The 22,613-nt window shown below is 58.2% G+C and carries 23 protein-coding genes; 8 read left to right on the top strand and 15 right to left on the bottom strand.

What is annotated here, in order from left to right:
* Positions 1-152: 152 nt before the first annotated feature.
* From SCD_RS01455 to SCD_RS01430, 6 genes are all read left to right on the top strand, one after another.
* Positions 153-371: a DUF4160 domain-containing protein gene (locus SCD_RS01455; RefSeq protein WP_009206913.1), complete on the top strand. Its 219-nt coding sequence runs from the start codon at positions 153-155 to the stop codon at positions 369-371.
* The gene (locus tag SCD_RS01450) at positions 364-618 is read left to right on the top strand and encodes a DUF2442 domain-containing protein (RefSeq protein WP_009206914.1); all 255 of its coding nucleotides are present in this window, start codon (positions 364-366) and stop codon (positions 616-618) included. The genes SCD_RS01455 and SCD_RS01450 overlap by 8 nt, the downstream gene beginning before the upstream one ends.
* A gap of 68 nt (positions 619-686) precedes the next feature.
* On the top strand, positions 687-1,019 hold the full coding sequence (locus tag SCD_RS01445; protein WP_009206915.1) for a hypothetical protein: 333 nt from the start codon (positions 687-689) through the stop codon (positions 1,017-1,019).
* A 96-nt stretch (positions 1,020-1,115) separates the two neighbouring features.
* Entirely contained in the window at positions 1,116-1,394 is a 279-nt protein-coding gene (locus tag SCD_RS01440; protein ID WP_009206916.1) for a type II toxin-antitoxin system RelE/ParE family toxin, read from the top strand.
* Positions 1,395-1,419: 25 nt separating this feature from the next.
* Complete coding sequence (locus SCD_RS01435; RefSeq protein WP_009206917.1) at positions 1,420-1,725, top strand: HigA family addiction module antitoxin; 306 nt, start codon at positions 1,420-1,422, stop codon at positions 1,723-1,725.
* 53 nt (positions 1,726-1,778) lie between these two features.
* A complete protein-coding gene (locus SCD_RS01430) occupies positions 1,779-2,960 on the top strand; it encodes a TIGR03862 family flavoprotein (protein ID WP_009206918.1) in 1,182 nt (393 codons plus the stop codon).
* Between the two features lie 35 nt (positions 2,961-2,995).
* On the opposite strand, the gene ubiB is transcribed toward SCD_RS01430, so the two are convergent.
* From ubiB to ubiE, 4 genes are all read right to left on the bottom strand, one after another.
* Positions 2,996-4,540 carry a ubiquinone biosynthesis regulatory protein kinase UbiB gene (gene ubiB / locus SCD_RS01420; RefSeq protein WP_009206919.1) on the bottom strand — a complete coding sequence of 515 codons (1,545 nt, stop codon included), beginning with the start codon at positions 4,538-4,540 and terminating at the stop codon, positions 2,996-2,998.
* Positions 4,540-5,154 carry a ubiquinone biosynthesis accessory factor UbiJ gene (locus SCD_RS01415; RefSeq protein ID WP_009206920.1) on the bottom strand — a complete coding sequence of 205 codons (615 nt, stop codon included), beginning with the start codon at positions 5,152-5,154 and terminating at the stop codon, positions 4,540-4,542. Before SCD_RS01415 ends, ubiB begins: the two co-directional genes overlap by 1 nt.
* Positions 5,155-5,214: 60 nt before the next feature.
* Positions 5,215-6,039 carry a Tim44 domain-containing protein gene (locus SCD_RS01410; protein WP_009206921.1) on the bottom strand — a complete coding sequence of 275 codons (825 nt, stop codon included), beginning with the start codon at positions 6,037-6,039 and terminating at the stop codon, positions 5,215-5,217.
* 64 nt (positions 6,040-6,103) lie between these two features.
* Entirely contained in the window at positions 6,104-6,838 is a 735-nt protein-coding gene (gene ubiE, locus SCD_RS01405; RefSeq protein WP_009206922.1) for a bifunctional demethylmenaquinone methyltransferase/2-methoxy-6-polyprenyl-1,4-benzoquinol methylase UbiE, read from the bottom strand.
* Positions 6,839-7,279: 441 nt separating this feature from the next.
* Between ubiE and phoB the strand changes: the two genes are divergently transcribed.
* Together phoB and phoR are read left to right on the top strand one after the other, a co-directional pair.
* Positions 7,280-7,975 (top strand): phosphate regulon transcriptional regulator PhoB, encoded by a 696-nt coding sequence (phoB, locus tag SCD_RS01400; protein WP_009206923.1) that lies wholly within the window; start codon positions 7,280-7,282, stop codon positions 7,973-7,975.
* A gap of 187 nt (positions 7,976-8,162) precedes the next feature.
* Positions 8,163-9,446 carry a phosphate regulon sensor histidine kinase PhoR gene (gene phoR, locus SCD_RS01395; RefSeq protein ID WP_009206924.1) on the top strand — a complete coding sequence of 428 codons (1,284 nt, stop codon included), beginning with the start codon at positions 8,163-8,165 and terminating at the stop codon, positions 9,444-9,446.
* Positions 9,447-9,478: 32 nt separating this feature from the next.
* Here the strand turns inward: phoR and SCD_RS01390 are convergent, their stop codons facing one another.
* The 11 genes from SCD_RS01390 to SCD_RS16300 form a co-directional block, all read right to left on the bottom strand.
* Positions 9,479-11,095: a hypothetical protein gene (locus SCD_RS01390; protein ID WP_009206925.1), complete on the bottom strand. Its 1,617-nt coding sequence runs from the start codon at positions 11,093-11,095 to the stop codon at positions 9,479-9,481.
* 19 nt (positions 11,096-11,114) lie between these two features.
* On the bottom strand, positions 11,115-11,531 hold the full coding sequence (locus SCD_RS01385) for an HIT family protein (protein WP_009206926.1): 417 nt from the start codon (positions 11,529-11,531) through the stop codon (positions 11,115-11,117).
* Between the two features lie 11 nt (positions 11,532-11,542).
* On the bottom strand, positions 11,543-15,364 hold the full coding sequence (locus SCD_RS01380; protein WP_009206927.1) for a DUF3683 domain-containing protein: 3,822 nt from the start codon (positions 15,362-15,364) through the stop codon (positions 11,543-11,545).
* 192 nt (positions 15,365-15,556) lie between these two features.
* Positions 15,557-15,952, bottom strand: a complete 396-nt coding sequence (locus SCD_RS01375) for a YqaA family protein (protein ID WP_041673591.1) — start codon at positions 15,950-15,952, stop codon at positions 15,557-15,559.
* A gap of 140 nt (positions 15,953-16,092) precedes the next feature.
* A complete protein-coding gene (locus tag SCD_RS01370; RefSeq protein WP_009206929.1) occupies positions 16,093-17,214 on the bottom strand; it encodes a methyltransferase in 1,122 nt (373 codons plus the stop codon).
* 216 nt (positions 17,215-17,430) lie between these two features.
* Entirely contained in the window at positions 17,431-18,378 is a 948-nt protein-coding gene (locus tag SCD_RS01365) for a mechanosensitive ion channel family protein (protein WP_009206930.1), read from the bottom strand.
* Positions 18,379-18,456: 78 nt separating this feature from the next.
* Positions 18,457-19,263, bottom strand: coding sequence for a mechanosensitive ion channel family protein (locus SCD_RS01360; RefSeq protein WP_009206931.1), 807 nt, complete (start codon positions 19,261-19,263; stop codon positions 18,457-18,459).
* Positions 19,256-19,894: a hypothetical protein gene (locus SCD_RS01355; protein WP_009206932.1), complete on the bottom strand. Its 639-nt coding sequence runs from the start codon at positions 19,892-19,894 to the stop codon at positions 19,256-19,258. Before SCD_RS01355 ends, SCD_RS01360 begins: the two co-directional genes overlap by 8 nt.
* A complete protein-coding gene (locus tag SCD_RS17085; protein WP_009206933.1) occupies positions 19,849-20,139 on the bottom strand; it encodes a hypothetical protein in 291 nt (96 codons plus the stop codon). The genes SCD_RS01355 and SCD_RS17085 overlap by 46 nt, the downstream gene beginning before the upstream one ends.
* A 161-nt stretch (positions 20,140-20,300) precedes the next feature.
* Positions 20,301-22,352, bottom strand: a complete 2,052-nt coding sequence (locus tag SCD_RS01345; RefSeq protein ID WP_041673283.1) for a coiled-coil domain-containing protein — start codon at positions 22,350-22,352, stop codon at positions 20,301-20,303.
* Positions 22,306-22,518: a hypothetical protein gene (locus tag SCD_RS16300; RefSeq protein WP_009206935.1), complete on the bottom strand. Its 213-nt coding sequence runs from the start codon at positions 22,516-22,518 to the stop codon at positions 22,306-22,308. The genes SCD_RS01345 and SCD_RS16300 overlap by 47 nt, the downstream gene beginning before the upstream one ends.
* Between the last annotated feature and the right edge of the window lie 95 nt (positions 22,519-22,613).

Here is a 22,613-nt window from a genome sequence, read left to right as displayed (position 1 = left end):
CCCCTGTTTGATTCAATGGCTTGTTGATCAAGTCGTGGGGTCCGGTCTTGCAATCACGCATTCGAGTGGAACGCGCCAAAAGCAGCGCTCCACTCAATTTGAACATTAGCCCTTCCAAGACTTCCCGGTGCCAAAACTGCTATGATTTGCGTATGGCTCCCACCGTATTCCGTCAAGGCGCATTTCGTTTTTTCTTCTTTTCACGCGAAGAGCCGCGTATGCATGTTCACGTCGCACATACGGACGGGGAAGCCAAGTTCTGGTTGGAACCCCAGATTGAGTTGGCGATGAATCAAGGACTTTCAAAAACGCAGCTCCATGAAGCATCGTCATTGGTGCAGGATCATTATGAGGAGATCGCCCATGCTTGACGTAGCCACTTCTGAGGTCGAAGTTTCGTTGGCATCCAACAAGGGGTTCTGGCTGCTTTTGAAGAGCGAGGAGCTTTTTGTCCCCTACGCAGAGTTTCCTTGGTTCAAACAGGCCACTCTGGAACAAATTACTACCATTGAATGGCCGACCCCCAACCATCTCTACTGGCCGCTACTTGATGTTGATCTGGCTGTTGAGTCCATTCGCAATCCTAGCCAATTCCCTTTGGTTGCCAAGTCCGCGTAGGGTGCCACCGTTTAACCCAATGGTTTGCTGATTAGTACGGTGTGAATTATGACAGGAGCACAGTAATAATGAGCAAGAAATTGAAAGCATTCTTGATTGCACTGATATTTGCTGTCACACCTCTCTCTGCAACCGCTGAAAATAACGAACCCGTGACTGGCGACAAGGCCACGGATATGGTGGTGGATCTGGTGGTGGTGCGGCCACTCGGTTTGGCTGCCACGATTATTGGTACAGTGCTGACGGTGGTGGCGCTGCCCTTTACCCTCCCCGGCGGCAATGCAGGGGCTTCGGCTCAGGAGATGATTGTCAGGCCCGCTGAATATACCTTTAATCGGCCCCTCGGCGAGTTCCACCGATGTGGGGCGGACCGCCACCCCTGCGGCATGACTGATCGCTAGCGTTCGCCCCGATCGGTGGCGATCATCGGCGGCGGCCCTCTGTGCGTCCCGCTTTATTCCATTTGACAGGTTCCGCACCACGGAATATCATTAACCATGATTCATTCATTCGCCTGCTCCGATACCGAGGCGCTATTCCATAGCCAGGACGTACCCCGGTTCAAGAACATCGAACGGGTTGCACGTCGCAAGCTGCTTCAACTGCATGCTGCCACCGAGCTGAACAGCTTGCAAGTGCCTCCAGGGAACCGCTTGGAAGCGTTGAAAGACGACCGCAAGAGTCAACACAGCATTCGTGTCAACGATCAATGGCGGGTGTGCTTCGTGTGGCAGGAGGATGGCGCCCATAGTGTGGAAATTGTTGATTATCACTGAATGGGAATTTAGAGGAGTACAGGAAATGACAAAACTGCTTGAAGAGATTCACCCCGGCGAAATTCTCCTTGAGGATTTCATGAAGCCTATGGGAATTACAGCCAGACAACTGGCTGCTGACATTGATGTTTCGCCTAGCCGTATTAGTGATATTGTCAACGGATCACGGCCTGTTACTGCCGACACTGCGTTGCGTCTCGGAATATTCTTCGGAATGGAGCCACGTTTCTGGCTAAACCTGCAAAGCGAGTACGACATGCGGATAGCAACGCGCAATCTCACAGACAAAATTGCGCCTCGTATTCGAGTTTTTCAACGGGTTGCAGCATAAAAAGCCTGAACAGCCGGCCTGTCTCGGTCATCGGCGGCGGCCCTGCCGGACTGATGGCGGCGGAAATATTGACCCAGAACGGCGTACAGGTCGATCTCTACGATGCCATGCCCTCCGTGGGGCGCAAGTTTCTACTGGCCGGCAAAGGTGGCTTGAACATCACTCACTCTGAGGCGTCCGAGCTTTTCCTGTCGCGTTACGGCGCGCGTCGCGCGCAGGTCGAGCCCTGGTTAAAAACATTCGGGCCTGAAGCCTTGCGACTGTGGGTGCATGAGATTGGGGTCGAGACCTTTATCGGCACCTCCGGTCGCGTATTCCCTACCGAAATGAAAGCAGCGCCGTTGCTGCGTGCATGGCTGCACCGCTTGCGCGCAGCCGGTGTTCGCTTTCATATGCGGCATCGCTGGCAGGGCTGGAACGAGGATGGCGCGCTAAGCTTCTCATCACCGGATGGAGACATTTCGGTGCGAAGTGATGCGGTGGTGCTGGCGCTGGGAGGCGGCAGCTGGGCGCGCCTTGGCTCGAATGGCGCGTGGGTGCCGCTGCTTGAGCAGCAAGGCATTCCCGTCGCGGCTCTGCGCCCCTCCAACTGTGGTTTCAATGTCAGCTGGAGCGAGCACTTTCAAACCCGCTTCGCCGGCCATCCCTTGAAGTCGGTAGTGGTGACTTTCACGAATCAAGAAGGCGCCACGATTCGCAAGCAGGGCGAATTCATGGTCACGGCGACCGGTGTCGAAGGCAGCCTGATCTATGCGTTGTCTGCCCGTCTGCGCGACGAGATCGAGAGCGCAGGCGCCGCGGTAATTTATCTCGATCTGCTTCCCGACAGGGAACTACCATTCGTAATCGCAGAGCTGGCGCGACCGAGGGGTTCGCGGTCGATGGCCAGCCACTTGCAAAGCCGGTTGGGGATCAAGGGAGTGAAGGCCGGCCTGTTGCGTGAGTGCGTACCGGCGCCGGACTACGCTGACCCGGCCCGCTTGGGGGCGGCGATCAAGGCACTTCCAGTGCGGCTGATTGCGCCGCGGCCGCTCGATGAGGCGATCAGCAGTGCAGGTGGCGTTACGTTCGAGGCGCTCGACGAGCGCTTGATGATCCGTTCCTTGCCGGGCGTGTTCTGTGCGGGTGAGATGCTGGACTGGGAGGCGCCGACCGGGGGCTATCTGCTTACTGGCTGTTTCGCAAGTGGCCGTGCCGCAGGCTTGGGGGTGTTGGCCTGGCTAGCGGCGGGTTAAGCCAAACCAATCGGGTATAAGCAGGTAAAACGAGTTTAGTAGGATTCGGGCAACAACAGGCTGAGCCACGGCAGCAACTGTCCCAGCAGCACCAGTGCCAACAATACGGCAATCACCATCATCCAGCGCCGTTCGCGCGCGTCCCGCGCGCGCAACTCTTCGCGGAGTTGCTGAACTTCGCTATCCCCTGCGTGGCTCAAGGCGCGATGCACCAGGCGCGGCAACTGAGGTAACAGGGTTCCCCATTGCGGCGCTTCAGTCTTGATGGTTCTGATCAGGCCGCGCCAGCCGAGTTGTTCGTTCATCCAGCGATCCAGGAAAGGCAGCGCGGTTTGCCACAGATCGAGGTCAGGGTCGAGCTGACGCCCCAGTCCTTCGATGTTGAGGAAGGTTTTCTGCAGCATCACCAGTTGCGGCTGGATCACTACACCGAAACGGCGCGAGGTCTGAAACAGGCGCAACAGGAAGCGTCCGAAGGAAATTTCCTTGAGCGGACGGTCGAAGATCGGCTCGCACACCGCGCGAATCGCCGCCTCGAACTCGTCCACGCGGGTTTGCGGCGGCGCCCAGCCGGACTCGATGTGGGCCAGGGCAACGCGCTTGTAATCACGCTTGAAGAAGGCGAGGAAGTTCTGCGCCAGGTAGTTCTTGTCGCTGTCGGTGAGGGTGCTCATGATGCCGAAATCGAGTGCGATGTAGCGCCCGTCCGGACTGACCAGGATGTTGCCGGGGTGCATGTCGGCATGAAAGAAACCGTCGCGGAACACCTGGGTAAAGAAGATCGTCACCCCCTCCCGAGCGAGTTTGGGGATGTCGATGCCCTGCGCTCGCAAAGCATCGACCTGGCTGATCGGCGTGCCGGCCATGCGTTCCATCACCATCACGCTGGTATGGCACCAGTCCCAATAGATTTCCGGCACCAGCAGCAGGTCGGAATCCTGGAAATTGCGCCGCAACTGGCTGCCGTTGGCGGCCTCGCGCATCAAGTCAAGCTCGTCCTCAAGGTGTTTCTCGAATTCTGCCACCACCTCGCGCGGGCGCAGACGCTTGCCGTCCTCCCACAGGGACTCGACCAGGCTGGCACCGGCATAGAGCAGCGCAACGTCGTGGGCGATGACGTGGGCGATGGCAGGACGCAGGATTTTTACTGCCGCCTCGCGCCCATCTTTTAGCCGGGCGAAGTGAACCTGGGCGACGGACGCAGAGGCCACCGGCACCGGGTCGAATTCAGCAAACACCTCACCGGCAGGCTTACCGTAAGCTTTTTCTATCGCCGCCAGGGCGATTTCTGGCGCGAACGGCGGCACTCGGTCCTGCAATCTGGCGAGCTCGTCGGCGATGTCGGCAGGAATCAGGTCGCGCCGGGTGGAGAGCACCTGGCCGAACTTGACGAAGATCGGCCCGAGCGCTTCGAGCGCCTGGCGCAGCCTGACTGCCCGCGGCTCGTCAAGCGGTCGCCAGAACAGCGCAACCATGACCAGCGGCCGCAGCCAGCGGAAGCGCTCATGACCGAGGATGAATTCTTCCAGGCCGAAGCGCAGGGTGACATAGATAATTTTGGCGAGACGCAGGAGTTTCATTACTTAGCTGAGAGTTGTTTTATTTTTTGTTCCAGTTGTTCCACCCGGTCATGCATTTCACCCACTTCCTTGAAGAAGGCATGCACCTGCTCGGGTTGGGCCAGCATTGGGCTTTCCTCCTGCCAGTGCTCGGCCCAGGACTTGGCGATGGTTTCAGCGGCGTTCCTGTGCCACTCGAGTACATCGGCTACGGTGGAAACCAGCTTGTGCGCGGCAATATCGCCGAGCACGCGGCTCAAGTCTTCTTCTGCATCCCAGCGCATTTTGCCCAGGGTATCTGCGAGCTCCTTGGCCAGAGCGGCATCTTCCCCGCCGGCGATGAAGCGTGCATCCGAGGAGATCAGCCAAGCCAGGGGGTTGGGGGTCAGCGTGGCGTCTGCCTGTGCGCCCGGCACGGCGAGTGTGAAGCTGCCGTCGTCCTGGATGGTAAAAGAGGCAGATGTCAGCGGTAGTCGCAGTTGCAGGGTTTTACCGGCATGCGGGCGCAGACGTGCCATCGCCCAGGAGTGCTGGCTGAGGAGATGATTGAGAAGCCCGGCCAGCGCAGTTTCTGGCAAGGCCGAAACTGCGCTGCCGGGCCGTTTGCTCGGCGTTTCAGAAATCAATTGGGTCAAAACAAGCTTCTTTCTCGTTTGCCTCCTCTCCCGCTGGCGGTAGAGGATTGAGGAGAGGGGTTAAACCTGCTGTATGCCTGAAATAAACCAGGTTGCGTTGGGCAATGACTGGGATTTCTGGATGTGCCAGATTTCGCTGAAGGCTGCCGCCGGGCCATTGGCTTCTTCGCGGATCATGCCGGAGTAGCGCACGCTGGCGATCACCAAGTCGCCTTCGGTGACCACATCGGCGATGTCGGCGTTGAGCGTCACCACTTCGGTTTTGTTTGCCTGGCCGTTGCGTTCCTGAATTTGCATGCTGATTTCGGCATACATTTCCGGCGTGACGTACTCGCGGATGTCGTTGATGTCGCCGCGGTCGTTGGCGTCCTGCAGGCGGAGGAACTGCTTCTTGGCTTCGCGCAGGAAGGGTTCATCCTCGAACCAGGCCGGACGGGTGCTGCCGGCCTGCATCGCTGCGGCGGGCGCGGCAGAGCCAACAGGCTCGGCCATGTCGGTCACAACCGATCGTTCAGTGTGACCGGCGTATTGAACCGGTTGCGGCTGTGGCTTCTTCAGCATGCGAATGATGAAAAATACGCCGCCAACCAGGGCGAGGATCATCAGGATGTTGCCGATGCCGCCGCCCAGGCCACCACCCATGAACATGGAGGCGAGCAGCCCACCCGCTGCCAAACCAGCCAATGGGCCAAGCCATTTGTTGCCGCCAGCCGGGGCCGCAGCAGGAGCTTGCGCCGGCTTTGGCGGTGTTGCCGTCTGCTGGGATGTGGTCGTGCGCTGTTTGCCGAAACTGGTGCCGCCACCCAAACGCCTGGCGTCAGCATCGTGCGCAGTCAGGCCAAAGCTGATCAACGCAACGAAAAACAGGGTGAAAAATTTACTCACGGAAACCTCCATTGATAATTCAGCTATGTCAGATTCCAGGTCGGGCTGAAGGCCGACCTGCCGACTAAAACTTGTAACCTTTGTGCAGAGCGACAACGCCTGCGCTCAGATTGAAATATTCGACACGCTCGAAGCCTGCCTGTTCCATCATCTGCTTCAGTTCTTCCTGTCCGGGGTGCATGCGGATGGATTCGGCGAGGTAACGATAGCTTTCCGAGTCGTCCGTCACCAGCTTGCCCATTGCGGGCAGTGCCTTGAACGAGTACACATCATACAGGGGTTGCAGCGGTTTCCATATCTTGGAGAATTCCAGCACCAAAAGCCGTCCGCCGGGGCGCAGGACACGGTACATCTCTTGCAGCGCGGCATCCTTGTGGGTCATATTGCGCAGGCCAAAGGCGACGGTGACACAGTCGAAATGGTTGCTCGGGAAAGGCAGCTTTTCGCCGTCGCACTGTGCCGCCAGGGGAACGATACCATCGTCCAGCAGTCGGTCGCGGCCGACCCCAAGCATCGAGCTGTTGATGTCGGTGAGGATTACCTGTCCGCTGTTGCCGACGCGCTTGGCAAAGGCGCGTGCCAGGTCGCCGCTGCCGCCGGCGATGTCAAGCACCCGGCTGCCTTCACGTGTGCCGCTTTGTTCGATGGTGAAATGCTTCCACAGCCGGTGTAGCCCGGCTGACATCAGATCGTTCATCAGGTCGTAGCGCTGAGCCACGGAATGGAATACTTCCGCGACCTTCTTCGCTTTTTGTGATTCCTCGACGGTCTGAAAACCGAAATGGGTGGTTTTTTCCATGCTGTTCAGGAGAAGCGACTCAATTGTAAAGTGGAAATCATAACCGACTTAAGAAGCTGCCTCAATAAATATCATGGGATGCGTTGCTGCCAGAAAGGCTGGCAGCTAGGCGCGCGACGCCGGCCGTAGCTGCGTCTACGATGCCAAGGAGTGGAACAACGCTGCCGGCCTTTCTGGCAGCAACCCTTCGGGACGTCGGCATTTGGCCCTCCGGCTTTGTCGCGGCTCACTTGTTTGGAATAACCAAACGGCGCTTCACTGCTTCGCGCCGGAGGGCCAAATGCCATAGTCGCATCCATGCTATTTTTTGAGGCAGCTTCTGTGGTAAAACATAAACCAGCCTGAGACAAGCCACAACGCCCGCCGATTTTTTGTCATCAAACTGTCATATTGGCGACATAATATTCACTATTTTATTCGATCGGTTACACAGGAACGTCTATGTCGGCAATGATACTGGTGGTGGAAGACGAACCCGCGATTCGGGAACTGGTGGTACTCAATCTGCAACAGGCAGGGCATCGCCCCGTTGTCGCCGATAGCGCCGAGCAGGCGCTGGCCCTGATGCGCGAGACGTTGCCCGACATGATCCTGCTCGACTGGATGCTACCGGGTATGAGCGGGGTAGAGTTGGCTCGGCGCCTCAAGGCCGACGGCCGAACCCGTGGCGTGCCTATCATCATGCTGACGGCGCGAGGCGATGAGCAGGACAAGATCACCGGCCTGGAAACCGGCGCCGATGACTACATCACCAAGCCATTCAGCCCGCGCGAGATGAACGCCCGCATCAAGGCGGTGCTGCGACGCCGTGCGCCGCAGATGGCAGGCGATGTGGTGGAGGTGACCGGCTTGCGCCTCGACCCCGCGACGCACCGGGTAACCGGCAACGACAAGCCAATCGAGCTGGGGCCGACAGAATTCCGCCTCCTGCATTTCCTGATAGCCCATCCCGAGCGAGTGTATTCCCGAGCACAGCTGCTCGACCAGGTTTGGGGTAACCATGTGTTTGTCGAAGATCGTACTGTTGACGTGCATATACGCCGTTTGCGCTGTGCGCTCGAAGCGACCGGACACGATGGCCTGGTCCAGACCGTGCGGGGTTCCGGCTACCGGCTGTCGGTTCATCCCAATTCATAACAAGCACAAATCAAAGCCAGCGCTCTTCACCATTACACCTTATCCCAATGGGAGAAGGTTGGAATGAGGGCAACCCGTTTGCGAGAGAGGGCTTCATGATTAATGAACAATTCAGGTTAGAATATCCTTAATCCCATGTTCAGATTCCACACCATCCCTCATGCTTAGTTTCTGGTGGCGCTCATTGATGACACTAGCCCTGCTGGCGGCCGCTCCGCTCGTCCTGTGGGCGGCAGTCGGCGCGGTTCCGGCCTTGATCCTGATGGTCATCCTGCTATTGTTTTACCTTCTTCATCATTTGCGCAATCTGGATGCACTGGATGGCTGGCTGCGCAAGCCTGATGTCGGAACGGTGCCTCACGGATCAGGATTGTGGGAAGAACCCTTTGCCGTGCTTTACCAGCTGGAGCGGCAGCAATCCGATAGCCAGCACAATCTTTCCAATGCGCTGGAGCGTTTCCAGCAGGCTGGCGAGGCGATGCCGGACGGCGTCGTGATGATGAACAGCAGCGGCCAGATCGAGTGGTGTAATCCGGTGGCCGAGACGCAGTTCGGTATCAACCTCGACCGCGACCGCGGGCAGTGGATGACCTATCTGATCCGCCAGGCCCAGTTTACCGATTACCTGGCGGCGCATAACTATCGCGAACCGCTGATCTTCAAGTCCACCCGCAACCGCGAACTGGTGCTGTCGATTCAGCTAATCCCTTTTGGAGACGAACAGAAGCTCCTGATCAGTCGAGACATTACCCAGCTCGAACGGGTCGAGACCATGCGCCGTGATTTCGTCGCCAACGTTTCCCACGAACTGAGCACGCCGCTGACCGTGGTTGGCGGCTTTCTCGAAACGCTGGTGGACATGGAGCATCTGGATGAAACCCAGACCCGGCACTATTTGAACCTGATGTTCGACCAGACCAACCGCATGCAACATCTGGTCAAGGATCTGTTAATGCTGTCGAAGCTGGAAAGCACCCACACTGCCCATCGGGAAGAAAAAGTTGACGTGCCACACCTGCTGCAGGATTTATTGAAAGACGCCCTATCCTTGAGCTCTGGACGGCATCGGCTGCGGCTTAACCTGGCTTCGGAGCGCTGGCTGCTGGGCAACGAGGACGAGTTGCGCAGCGCCTTTGGCAACCTGGTCAGCAATGCCATTCGGTACACGCCGGACGGTGGTGAGATCGTGCTGCAATGGGAAGAGTGGGAGGAAGAAGGAGTATTCAGCGTGCAGGACAGTGGTGTCGGCATCGAGCCGCAGCACATACCGCGCCTCACCGAGCGTTTTTACCGGGTGGACCGCAGTCGCTCGCGTGAAACCGGCGGAACCGGCCTGGGGCTGGCTATCGCAAAGCATGCCTTGACACGCCATCAGGCTCGGCTAGAAATCGAAAGCACGCCAGGCAAGGGCAGCACTTTCAGCGCATGTTTTCCAGCAAGGCGTTTAATTGCTGGTGAAGCGAGCAATTAAACGATTGTGAAAAATAGTGCTTATAGACCAGGCTAAACTTTGGCGAATCCCACCCGTTCGTAATCGCTGCCTTTTTCAATCAAATTGTTCAGCTTGACGGTCATGGACTCTTCGCCGGTACGGATTTCCACCAGTCTGCCCGGAGCGAACCAGCCCGACGGTAGCACGAGGCTGGTGGTTTCTTTCAGCACGGGCATGTCCGGGAGCAGAAAAGCCTGGACGTATTTGGTAGTGGCATTCGTCATCAGCGATACGGGGCGTACTGCGATGGCGAGCGGTGCGCCGGGCAAGATGCGAACGCCAATATTAAGCCCATCGCTCGAGGGAAATATCAGCCACTTGATAACGCCCAGCGAATAGGTGCTGCTGTCTGCCGGACGTATGGCGATAGGCTGTTTCAGGCTGCTGCGGATGCCGCTCTTATCTGACCTTGCCAGGCGGAAACCGAGCGCGCCTTCATCTTGAATCTGCCAGGTTTCCAGACCAAATCCCAGCTGCGAAATATTCAGTTTTTCAGTCTGATCGCTGATGCGGCCAAAAAATTGCAGATCCTCGATTTCTCGCTTGGTGAGCTTTTCCGTTTCGCCCGGCTGCTTGAAGGGTTTTTCTCCGCCCAGGAAAAAGTGAATTGCCGCCATGCCGAGCGCGACTTGCGCCTTGTCCGCACCCGGTCGGCGGGTAAAGTTCCTGCGTTTCGGCGCGGACTCGCACCAGTGCTGGTAGAGCACGGTCAGCAAGGCTTCGCATTCGGGCTGAACACAGTCTTCGCCCAGTCCCAGCGCGAAGGGATCCTCATTCTTTCTGAGCCGCTTGATGCGTCTGCGGAAAGCGGAGGCGAACCGCTCGGTGTCGAGATAGCGAGGGTTAGCCAGTTTCACGTCGTCGCGCACAATAACGGGGGGCGCTGACGAGGCCAGATCCACTCCAATCAGCGACAATGAAGAGTCTTTCGGCGGAGTCGTGGTGATCGTTACGCGCTCCCCCCATTTGTCCAGCCAGCGGTCTACCAAGGCGAGCTGTTTAGACGACAAACGGTAAGGATCTGCCACGTGGGCGAGCAGAATCTGGGCATAGGAGGCCGTGCAGGAGACGCTGTCAGCTTGCTTATTCAGACTATCTCTTACCGCGTCCATGGCGTAACCCCGCTGCTCGGCGAGGGCATACAACTCGTGCGCCTGTTGCCACAAGCCCTTATCGACTTCGCGGTAGATACGATAATGTTCCAACAACTGCAGGCCTGTGTAGCGCAGGCAACGCTGGGTGATCAGGGCAGCGTGCGTGGCAACGCTGGAGTCACCTTCCAGGCAGGCCTGGAGGGAAAGTCGGTAGGCCGCGCCCAGTGCAGCCCAAAGACCGACTACGCTATTCCAGTTATTGAGCTGAACAATCTCGAGTGGCAAGGGCTTGCCGAGGTATTTCTTGACCATCTCCAGTTGCACAAAGGCGACCGGATCACGGAGCAGTTCGCTGATCTTGAGGCGCTCCAGCGGAGCAACGGAAGCCCGGTTAAGCAACTCAATCTGGGCGGTGAGGGCTGCGTGGGTCAGAGGGACATTGGTCAGCGGCAGCGTTTTCAGCCATTGCTTGCAGGTAATGGCATCGCTGAACTGGGGCGATAGCGCCGGTTCGGGAAGCACGGGTGAGTCCATGAAAGCCTCCTTGATTCGATCAGTTTGAAGCGGGATGCATCGCCTCATGGATTAGATTACGCAAGCCTTCCACCAGCCTCTCTGGCGCAACCGGCTGCGCATCACGCTGCATTTCTCCCCAGATCGGGTTGGGGAAATGCCGGTCGCCCCGCCAGCGCGGAATAACGTGCCAGTGGAGATGCGGGGTCAGGTTTCCCAGGCTGGCCAGATTGATTTTATCCGGTTGCAGTATCTGCCGAACCGCACTTTCCACTGCGAACACCACATCCATCAAATGCCGGCGTTCCGCTACCGGCAGGTCGGTCATCTCCTTGACATGGCTGGCCCAGATGACACGGCAGAAGCCGGGGTAGTCGTGATCTTCGACCAGCACCACCCGGCATAGCGCATCCTGCCACAGGGGTGTTCCGCCCGTATTTTCACACAGATCGCACATGAATAATTTTTCTACAGCAGCACCCGTTCGATACCACCATTGCTCGCATTGGCGATGTAGTCTTCCATCCAGGTCGACCCGAGAAGATGCCGCGCCATCTCCACTACGATGTAATCGGCCTCAATACCCGTATCGTCATTGTAGCGGTGTAATCCCTGCAAACAAGAGGGACAAGATGTCAATAATTTAATCTTCGGGTTTACATCAGACCCGGTTTCCCGGTTTATTTCAGCTGCTACCTTAACGATTTCCTCCTGCTTTCGGGAGCGGATCTGGGTGGAAATGTCGGGACGAGTTACCGCCAGCGTGCCGGATTCGCCGCAGCAGCGGTCGGACAATTTGACTCCGCCGCCGAGCAGATCGTTTGCCACCTTCAGCGGGTTGTAGGTCTTGATCGGAGTGTGGCAGGGGTCGTGGTACATGTAGCGTGTGCCTGTCACGCCTTCCAGTTTGAGCCCTTTTTCCATCAGGTATTCGTGGATGTCGAGCAGGCGGCAACCAGGGAAGATCTTGTCGAACTGGTATTTCAGCAGCTGATCCATGCAGGTGCCGCAGGACACGATCACGGTCTTGATGTCGAGATAGTTCAGGGTATTGGCGACGCGGTGGAACAGCACACGATTGGCGGTGGTGATGGCTTGGCCCTTGTCGTCCTGGCCTGACGCAGTTTGCGGATAGCCGCAGCACAGGTAACCCGGCGGCAATACGGTCTGTGCACCGAGGTCGAACAGCATCGCCTGGGTGGCGAGTCCCACCTGGCCGAACAGCCTCTCCGAACCGCAACCGGGGAAATAGAACACCGCATCGGAATCCTCGTTGAGCTTGGCGGGGTTGCGGATTACCGGCACGATGGCCGGGTCCTCCAGTCCGAGCAGGGCGCGCGAGGTTTTCTTCGGCAGGTTGCCCGGCATCGGCTTGTTGATCATGTGGATGACCTGCGCCTTGATCGGCGGCTTGCCTACGGTGGCGGGCGGATTCCGGGTCTGTCCTCCGATCAGGCCGAAACGTTTTGCCAGCTGGTAGCCCAGGCGCTGCCCGGCGTAGCCCCATTCGATCATGACCTTGCGGATCGCCTTGATGGTGGTTGGATCGGTCGCGTTGAGGAACAGCATCGCGGCATAGCTGCCGGGATTAAATTTCTTCTTGCCCTGCTTGCGCAGGAAGTTGCGCATGGAGATCGAAACATCGCCGAAGTCGATATCCACCGGGCAGGGGGCGAGGCATTTGTGACACACCGTGCAATGGTCGGCGACGTCGTTGAATTCATCGAAATGCTTGAGGGAAATCCCGCGCCGGGTCTGCTCTTCGTACAGAAACGCCTCGATCAGCAGACTGGTGGCGAGAATTTTGTTGCGCGGGCTATAAAGCAGGTTGGCGCGCGGGATATGGGTATTGCATACCGGCTTGCACTTGCCGCAGCGCAGGCAGTCCTTGATCGAGTCGGCGATTTCGCCGATCTCGCTCTGCTCCATGATCAGCGATTCGACTTCGAGCAGGTTGAAACTGGGAGTGTAGGCATTACGCAGATCCGCCCCCGGCAGCAGCTTGCCGCGGTTGAAATGACCATTTGGATCGACCTTGGTCTTGTAGGCGGCGAAAGTGGCGATCGCTGCAGGTTCGAGAAACTCCAGCTTGGTTATACCGATACCGTGTTCGCCCGAAATCACCCCACCCAGATCGATGGCCAGCCGCATGATGCGTGCCACCGCCTGATTTGCGGCCCGAAGCATCTCGTAATCGTCGGAGTTGACCGGGATGTTGGTATGCACGTTGCCGTCGCCGGCATGCATGTGCAGCGCCACGAACACCCGGCTCTTCAGAATTTTCTGGTGGATAGAATCACATTTCTCCAGGATCGGCTGGTACTCGCGCCCGGAAAAAATGCGGTGCAACTCGGCGCGAACCTCCTTCTTCCATGAGATACGCAGGGTGTGGTCCTGCAGTGCATGAAAAATGGTTTCGAGTTCGGGATTGGACGCCTCCGGCTCGAAACCGGAGCCGGCGTAGGGCGCATCCATATTTTCCAGCAGCTGCTGCCAACGCTTGCGAGTGTCGCGCAGCAGTGCCAGGGCAGTTTCACGCCGTGTAACTAGCAGTTCGGCGTCGGGCTGCACTTCTTCGTCGCGGTGCAGCGGCAAGTCGCCAGCGATGAATTCTTCCAGCGCATCCAGCAGATTGAGTTTGTTGCGAGTCGAAAGCTCGATGTTGATACGCTCGATGCCATCGCTGTAATCAGCCAGGCGCGGCAGGGGGATGACGACATCCTCGTTAATCTTGAAGGCATTGGTATGAGTGGCGATAGCGGCGGTGCGGGCGCGATCGAGCCAGAATTTTTTCCGCGCCTCTGTGCTGACCGCGATGAAGCCTTCTCCACCACGGGCGTTAGCGAGCCTTACGATGTGCGATGCCGCTTCGCCCACTGCGGCTTCATCGTCGCTGGCGATGTCGGCTAGCAGCAACATTTTCGGACGTTCCGCCCGGTTTGCCTTGGTGGCGTAGCCGACTGCCTTGATGTAGCGTTCGTCGAGATGTTCCAGTCCGGCCAGTATGGTTAGAGGGTGGGCATCCAGATAGCTCTTGATCTCGACAATGGCCGGCACGGCCCGGTGTAACTGACCGAAGAATTCCAGACACACGGTACGAATGTGTTTGGGCATGGTGTGCAGGATGAAGCGTGCCGAGGTGATGATACCGTCGCAGCCCTCCTTCTGAATACCAGGCAGGCCGGAGAGGAACTTGTCGGTAACATCCTTGCCCAGCCCGGTCTTGCGAAAATGACTGCCGGGAATCTCGAGGATCTCTTCGGATTTGGTGGTTTTGCCATCCGCACCGAGGCGGGTGATGCGAAAGCGCGCTGTTTCGACATCGTGGATCTTGCCCAGATTATGGTCGAGGCGGGTAATCTCCAGCCAGTTTCCATCGGGGTCGACCATCCGCCACGAGGCCAGGTTGTCGAGCGCGGTGCCCCACAAGACCGCCTTCTTGCCGCCGGCATTCATGGCTACATTGCCGCCGATGCAGCAGGCATCCGCTGAGGTCGGATCGACTGCGAATACATGGCCGACGTCATCCGCCGCCTCCATCACCCGCCGGGTGACGACGCCTGCGCCGCAACGGATGGTGGGCACGGGCTCCGGCACGCCGGGCAGGCTGAGCATTTCCACGCCATTGTGGTAGTCTAGTTTTTCGGTGTTGATTACCGCCGACATCTTGTCCAGCGGTACTGCTCCGCCGGTGTAGCCGGTGCCGCCACCACGCGGGATCAGGGTCAGACCGAGCTCGATGCAAGCGCGCACCAGCGGCGCGATTTCCTCTTCGGTGTCGGGATTGATCACAACGAAGGGATATTCGACACGCCAGTCTGTGGCATCGGTGACGTGCGACACTCGCGCCAAGCCGTCAAACTGGACATTGTCGCGGCGGGTGTGGGGCAGCAGCCTCTTGAGCACCTTGCGGCGCAGGCGCGCGGTATGATCGAAATCCATTTCGAATGTATCGACAGCGCGGGTAGTACTTTCGAGCAACTGCCTGACAACCTCGTTATCCTGGCGGCGTGCCTCGATGGCCCGCAAGCGATGGCGCAGCGCCTCGACCAGTGCCTTGCGGCGCTTGATGTTGGCGAGCAAATCGTCCTGCAGGTAGGGGTTACGCGAGACCACCCAGATGTCGCCAAGCACTTCGAACAGCATGCGCGCCGAGCGCCCGGTCTTGCGTTCGGCACGCAGCGTGTTAAGGATTTCCCAGGCTTCCTCGCCGAGCAGGCGAATGATGATTTCGCGGTCGGAAAACGAAGTGTAGTTGTAAGGAATTTCTCTGAGGCGTGCGGTCGTCATGTTCTGTCAGTGCTGCCGTAAAGGGCAAATTCTAGCGCAATTCGAGGTTGAAGTCTTATGTCTGACCATTGCACTACAACCAGGTTCGCTGAGCGCCAAAAAAAGAAAATAGCCACTCAGCCAGTGCTGTCACTTTCTCTGTGTCGCCTGAAGGCACCTGCTTTTGGCCTCAGTAAACGCTGTGGCCAGGCTTTACACCGCCGCCCAGGCAATCACCAGATAGCGCACCAGCTTGCCGGCAGCCATGAACAGCGCAACCTGAACGGCGTTGAGCCGCAACCATCCCGCCGCAACGCACAGCGCATCGCCGATCAGTGGCGCCCAGGCCAACAGCATCGCCGGGCTGCCATAGCGATGCACGAAAACCAGCCATTTTGTCGGCTTACGCTCAGGCAGAATACGCCCGAGCAGGTAGGAACTCATGCCGCCCAAAGTGTTGCCCAGCGTCGCCAGCGCCAACGCCGGCCACAACAAACCGGGATTGAGCTTGAGAACACCGAACAGCACCGCCTCGGAGCCGCCCGGCAGCAAAGTGGCGGCGAGAAAGCTGCTGACAAACAGGCCGCCGAGACTGAGTTCGTCGCTAATCAAGGGCCCTTACCTGCGGGGGTGGCAAGGCGGGTAAAAATTCAGTCAACATCGGCAGCCCTCATTAAGAATTTAAAATTCAGGAATACCGGATTTCGCCCAGCACCATGCCTTGATCGAAAGCATATTGTAATTCGCGATCAGCACGCCGCAAGACGCCAGAGCGACGTTATTTCCGCCGCGCGCGCAACATGGAGCGGGTCTGTGGCATCGGACGCGCGGGGGTGGGTCGGCCGGACATCGATCCGGCCCACGACCTTCAAACCCGCCTTGTCGAAGAGGGCAAGCAACTCGGCCCGCGTGCGCAAGCCCAGATGCTCGGCCAGGTCCGAGAGTATCAGCCAGCCCTCCCCTTCCGGCTCAAGATGTTCGACCAGTCCACTGACAAATCCGCGCAGCATACGGCTGTCAGGATCATAAACCGCGTGTTCGATGGGCGCGTTTGCCCGCGCCGGAACCCATGGCGGGTTACACACCACGAGCGGAGCCCGTCCTGCGGGGAAGAGATCCGCCTGTACGACCTCTACCTGCTCGGCCAGACCCAGCCGCGCCAGATTCTCGCGGGCGCACATCAGTGCACGCGGGTCCTGGTCGGTGGCCACAATGCGCGCGACACCCCGGCGAGCAAGCACTGCAGCCAGCACGCCGGTACCGGTACCGATGTCGAAAGCCAGCTCCATCGAGGGTAGTGGCGCCTCGGCCACCAGCCCCACATACTCGCCGCGAACCGGGGAGAACACGCCATAGTACGGGTGGATGCGATCTTCGAGCGCCGGGATTTCAACGCCTTTTTTGCGCCATTCGTGGGCGCCGATCAGGCCCAGAAGCTCGCGCAGCGAGACCACGGAGGGGCTCTCTCCGGGGCCATAAGCCTCCGCGCAGGCTTGCCGCACGTCGGGCGCACGTCGCAAAGGGATGCCATAGTCGTCATCCAGCGGCAGCAGCAGCATCCCTAGCGCACGTGCGCGCTGGCCTTGGGTCATGCGGTGCAGATGAAATGCTTCGGCAGGCGTCGCGGATGACTTGAGGGGCTTGCGATCGGCGCGGCGCACCATCGACTGCAGCAGCTGGCGCGCATTCTGGAAATCGCCGCGCCACAGCAGTGCGGTGCCATCGCAGGCCAAACGATAGGCGGTATCGGCCGTCATGCGGTCATCGGCAATGACCACACGCGTAGGCGGCGGAGCCCCGCTCTCAGAGCGCCACAGGACGGAGCGGGGCTCGCCAGCCTCGTCCCAGGTTACGATCGGCGCGCCGCTCATGGGCGTCCTTCGACAAGGCGCAGGCGGTCGTGAGCCAGGTCCAGGGCTATCTCGACCGGCAGGAAATTCATAAGCATGTCAGGTTTCCAACCGGCTTACTTGACCAAGGTGAGCATTGGTAACTGGGGGCGCCGCCAAAACGGTTGCCCTGCGAGGAACGGCAAGGTGGGATTGACGCTCCCCCTTGCCTGGATGGCGTGACCGAGAGCCGCATAGTTACGTATCTGACGGATGTTCTGTTCCGATTGGCGAGGGCACGTCTCCCCCGTTTTTCAGGAAAATATCCAGTGGGGGGATTGACGCCACCTCAAATGATGGGGCGCCCAGCCTGATGTCGCCCCCTGACTGTTCAATGGCCCGAAGGAGGCGGACGCAGATCTTGTCCTTGGTGCTGCGCCGCTGCTTATAGTCCACGACATAGCGCAGGGCATACTCGACCCAGTTTTCCTTGATGTTCAGCGTGACCATAGGTTCCAGCCGGGCGTCCTCCAGCATGTATTGGTCCGTCATTTTTCGCCAGTCTCCCTTGAGGATGCGGGCATGCTCACCGGTGACATCTTCCAGCACAAGCTGAAATTCCTTGCGCGCCATTTCGTAATTGCTGCCGTATCGGACGGGGATCAGGATCTCGTCCCAGAGAAACGGAAAATCCGATGAATAATTGTAGACGGGCTCCTTGAAAATAAAGCTATTGGCGACCCGCACGATACGGCCATTGTACTGGTCGCCATTGATCCAACCGCCGCACTCCATCAGGGTGGTCCGCAACACGCCGATATCGATGACGTCGCCCTTAATGCCGCCCAGCTGGACACGGTCGCCGACATTATAAAAACGGCCAAAAGACATCGAGACCCAGCCCGCCGCGCTTGCGATGACCTCTTGCAGGGCGAAAGCCACACCTGCGCCGGCCACGCCAAAAAACACGGTGAGCCCCGCCAGTTTGTCGCTGAATATCAGGGACAGCAGAAAGATCGCGAGGACATAACCGAAGAAGGTGATCAGTTTCCTGATGCGGTAGCGCAGCTCTGAATTTTCAATATGACGACCGATGGCGCCCTGTAGGAAGCGTACCAGCACGATGACGGCAACCACCACCAAGACCACGGCGACGATTTTTCCCACCACAGGGTCAAACAACCACTTGTCGATCAGGTCTTGCATACGGGTAGATCCGGTCGGTTAAGGAGGATGGCGCAGGTAGATATTATCCCAAGTATATGAGAAAAGCTGCCCGCCGGCCTATTTCAGCACCGGGCGCTTGATGCCATGCCGTTCGAAGGCTTCGATGGCGCGCAGATAGACATCGGTCTGGAAAGCCTTTTCGAAGCGCACGTCGATCACATAGGCCTTGGCCTTGAGTTGCACTGCCAGGCGTTCGGCCACTTCGACTTCGGCAACCACGATGGAAACCGGTTTCTTGAGGTAAGCGTAGCGGCTGGTCACCAGCACTTCACGGAGCAGGCTGCGGGCGAGCTGAATGTCGGCGTCCAGCGCGAGATGAAAATTCGCCGTGATCATCATGTCCAGCGCACCGGAATTTCCTGACGAAACCACATCAGTCATGAAGCGGTTGTTGGGGATGGTCACTTCGTTGTCATCCAGGGTAACCAGCCGGACCGCCCGCAATCCGATGCTTTTGATTTCACCATAAACACCGCCGAAACTCACCCGGTCGCCGACCTGAAAAGGGCGATCGAAGAGCAGGATAAAACCGGCGATCACCGAAGAAACGAGATCCTTCAGCGACAGCCCGATGGCGACCGCCGCACTGCCCCCTACCGCAATCATCAGCTCCTTTGGAGGGTTGAGAATGCCGTAGACCAGGAAGGTGCCGCCCACGATGTAGATAAAGAAACTGAGGCTGGTGATGGTCTGAGAGATGGCCAGCCGGCGTGCCGGGAATTCCTGGTACAGCTTGTCGGCGAAACGCTTGATCGTCTTCACGAACAGTGCCAGCAGAACAATGCTCACCACCAGAAGCAGCAAGCGATCCAGTTGAAAGATCGTAGCCAGCCCGGCAAGCGGGTTCAGGTCGTTGCTATCCATGGATGAAATTCTTTCCCCGCAGAAACTGGATCAATGCAAACTGCGCGGTCGGGCTGAAACGGTAGCGCTGATCCTCGCCGCAGGCAATGGCATTGGCATTAATACCTGCCCGGATAGCATCCCGCACTACAGCTTCAGGCAGGCTGGTGGTCGCAACAGCTTCGGCCACAGTCAGATTTTCGTGACGAACGATTGCCGCATACACAAACAGGGCTTCATCGCCTAGTTTTGCCAACCCGATAATCGGTCGGTAATAGGGAATGCCGACCTTGAGTCTGTCCTTGCCCGCAGGCGATAGCGCCGATGTCCAGAGCACGATTGCAGCACGGGGATTGCCCTTGGATTGACCCCACAGCAAGCGAAAGAACTGGGTCTCGATTTGCGCCAGACCGGTAAAATCATCCGGACCTTGCGTGGCTCGGATGATGGTGTCGTAAGAAAGTAAAAATCCGGTGTGCCGGTGCCGCCTCAGAATCAGGTTCTGCACATCAGCATCGGTCAAAGGCGGGATTTCCAGCGTATTGCGAAACAACTGGCCACGGCCGAAAGCCCCCTCCAGATAATCCCAGGAACGGCGATTGAAATTCACGCACCAGAACAGGTTGGTGGTATTGGCATTGACCAGTTCCATGAACGCCAGATAGCCCTCGAACCCCCCGGCTTTGCGAGGAACAGATTATGCGCCTCGTCCACCAGCACCAGCGTCTTTTCGCTGCGCTTGTCCATGGCGGCAAGCGAGGCCAGGCCCTCGGCAAGATCGAGCGCGAGAGATTTCGAGAAGAATTCGAGCGCACTGGCCCGGGTTGCCAGTTTGGCCGGAACGGTAATCTTGATTACCCGGCAGCCCTGGCTTGCGTTCTCAACTACGCGCAGCAACGACGACTTTCCGCTGCCCTTGTCGCCGTATATCGCCAGTGAGTGTTCGCCGCCAGATTCCCGTGTCCATGCCTGAACTATTGCCTGAATCCGTTCGACGATACCGTTACTTGGCTCGATCAGCAGCGAGGCATCCTCTGGTGCTCCCAGGTCAAACCAGTTCAGATATTCAGCCGGTAGCGCCCCGTTTTTTTCTGAGCGGCATTTTCCGCATCCCCCCCTACCTTACCCTCGATACGCCGACGAAAAATCTCTGCGCCGATGTGTTTGAAGAGATCGGTTTCTCCGGCCCAGTTGCGGACGCGGGAGAAAAGCATCCCGCCGATAACCAGAATCAGCGCTGGCAGGCAGCCGAACCAGGTTAGCCAGCCCGAACAGACCTGCTGCACGCGACCGGCCAGCCACACGGGAAGCACACGGTCGGCACGCGACACGATTTCGTCACGCCACTGACGGGCGGCGACAAAACAGATGACCGCACCGAGGTATATCATGAGAACAGACACGATGCGATAGACCAGCGCTTCCCCTACAACGTCCAGTGTCGCGTGCTTCATCGCCAGCGCTATGAAAAAGAATGCGCCTACCCTTTTGGCGGTATGTTGAATGCGCACACCCACTGCGGTAACACCCTTGAGCGTTCCGGTGTAAGCAATGATGCCCATCAGGCCCGATACCAGATTGACGAAAATACGGAACCACACATAGTAGGCCAGGTAGGGCAGCACCGCAGCGATCTCGGCGAAGACCGTAGCGGCAATCAGCCGTTCGGCAAGCCATATTCCCAGCAACATGACGACCCACGGCAGATAGACGGTGATGCGCCGAATCACGATAGCGGTAACACGAACCATGCGACGACGCGCCTCAGTTAGATGCATCTGCTCGCGGATCATTTCGCGGCGAAGGCCGTCCAGCCATCCACCGATGCCGCGTACACTATAAAAAATAGCGAACGGAATCGCGACGAGCAGTGCAAAGATCGCCAGTTGGCCGGCAATTTCCAGCAGCCCGAGCATCCCCTTGCCGGCCTTCTCGCGAATATCAAGAAATTGGGTCGCAAGGAAAGCGTAAAGCCGGTAGGGCACGATGCGAATTTCGCGGTAGAGGTCGGAAAAATAATTCCTGGATAGTTGGAAAGCCGGGGTGTGGTCAATCGCCGCCGTTTCCTTGAGCAGTTCCGAGCGCAGCTTGCTCGCCTGCAACAGCAACCGGAACAGGCTGTTGCGCTCTTCGGCAAATCGCTCCTGGCGAAGAGCAGCGACCGAAGCATATTCGATCTGCGCCTTCCGGTATGCATCCTGGTAGGCTCCGGCCTGGGGGTCTGCGCCAAGGCGGGAAAGCAGCACGGCTGGAACGACCGGCAAGGTCGGCAAAGGCTCATAGCGCTGCGGGTCCACAATGCGTTCAAACCCCTGATCGACCAGCTGGCGCCAGATCTGTACAGTCTGATCATACGCTGCGTTAATCTTCTGCGGCAGATAGCCCTGCGTCAGCACGCTGGCCAGTCCGGACAACTGCGATGCGGTATTGCGGTAGCCTTCCGTGCGCTCACGCAAATGGGTTGAGAACCTGACTTGCAGACCGGCAATTTCCTCGCGGGACTTTTCAAGCAAAGCCCGCTGCGAAGCCAGTTCGCGCAGATCGACTGTAATTTCCGAACGGGCCTGCGCCTCGGCAGTTTCGATCAATCCAGAAGCTTCGCTTTGCTGCCGCTCGGCGCTTGCGCGTTCGTGTTCGAGCTCCGCCACCTTTTGGCCATGGGCCAAAACGCTTTGTTGCGAGCTGACCAAGGTGTCGCGACGCACGCGCGGCAAAGACAGGAACTCGAGGCGAAGGCGGTTGATCTTTGTTTTCAGGGAGTCCAGTTCTGCAGACTGCGCAGCCAGTTCAGGATAACGGCTGGCACAATCGGCAACAGAGCCAGGCTGGGGTGGGACAGGTTGTTTGGCTTTGACCGCCTCGGCCAGTTCGGCGACACGGCGTTTGATCGCATCTTCATCAGCCAGGTCGACAATAAACAGTGATGCGGGTGGCGGTACGTCCAGGGCGTTACCGGAAACAAAAACGGACAATCCTTGGAGCGTTTCCCCAGCCTGCTCGATGCGCTGCTGAAGGCGCGTGGCAGCTTCTTTCGGCCCGCCGCAGGTCGTGACTTTGGCGTCTTCAGACAGGCCCGGATTGCTCATCGCAACCGGGGTGGTCAAGGTCATGCTTGCGCACAGGCACAGCAAGGGCACCCATAACCGTCTGGATGTAGGTAAGTATTTCATGTTCACAGACATATTCTTCAGCAAGTTTCGATTCCGGAAGAGCACAAGAAAAAACACGTGCGCCGATTCCGCTGACCAGATCAATTTCATCAATCTGAGCGCTCACGATTCTACTTTGTTAATTCTGCTTTGTCAGACTCCCCTGCCATGAAGCATTTATTGCTGATTTTAGAAGTCAGCAGGCTGTCAGGAGAAAACGAC

The sequence above is a fragment of the Sulfuricella denitrificans skB26 genome (assembly GCF_000297055.2).
In the GTDB taxonomy this organism is placed as follows: Bacteria; Pseudomonadota; Gammaproteobacteria; order Burkholderiales; family Sulfuricellaceae; genus Sulfuricella; species Sulfuricella denitrificans.
Note: the sequence above shows the minus strand (reverse complement) of the source record. Positions and strands in the feature narration are given on the sequence as shown.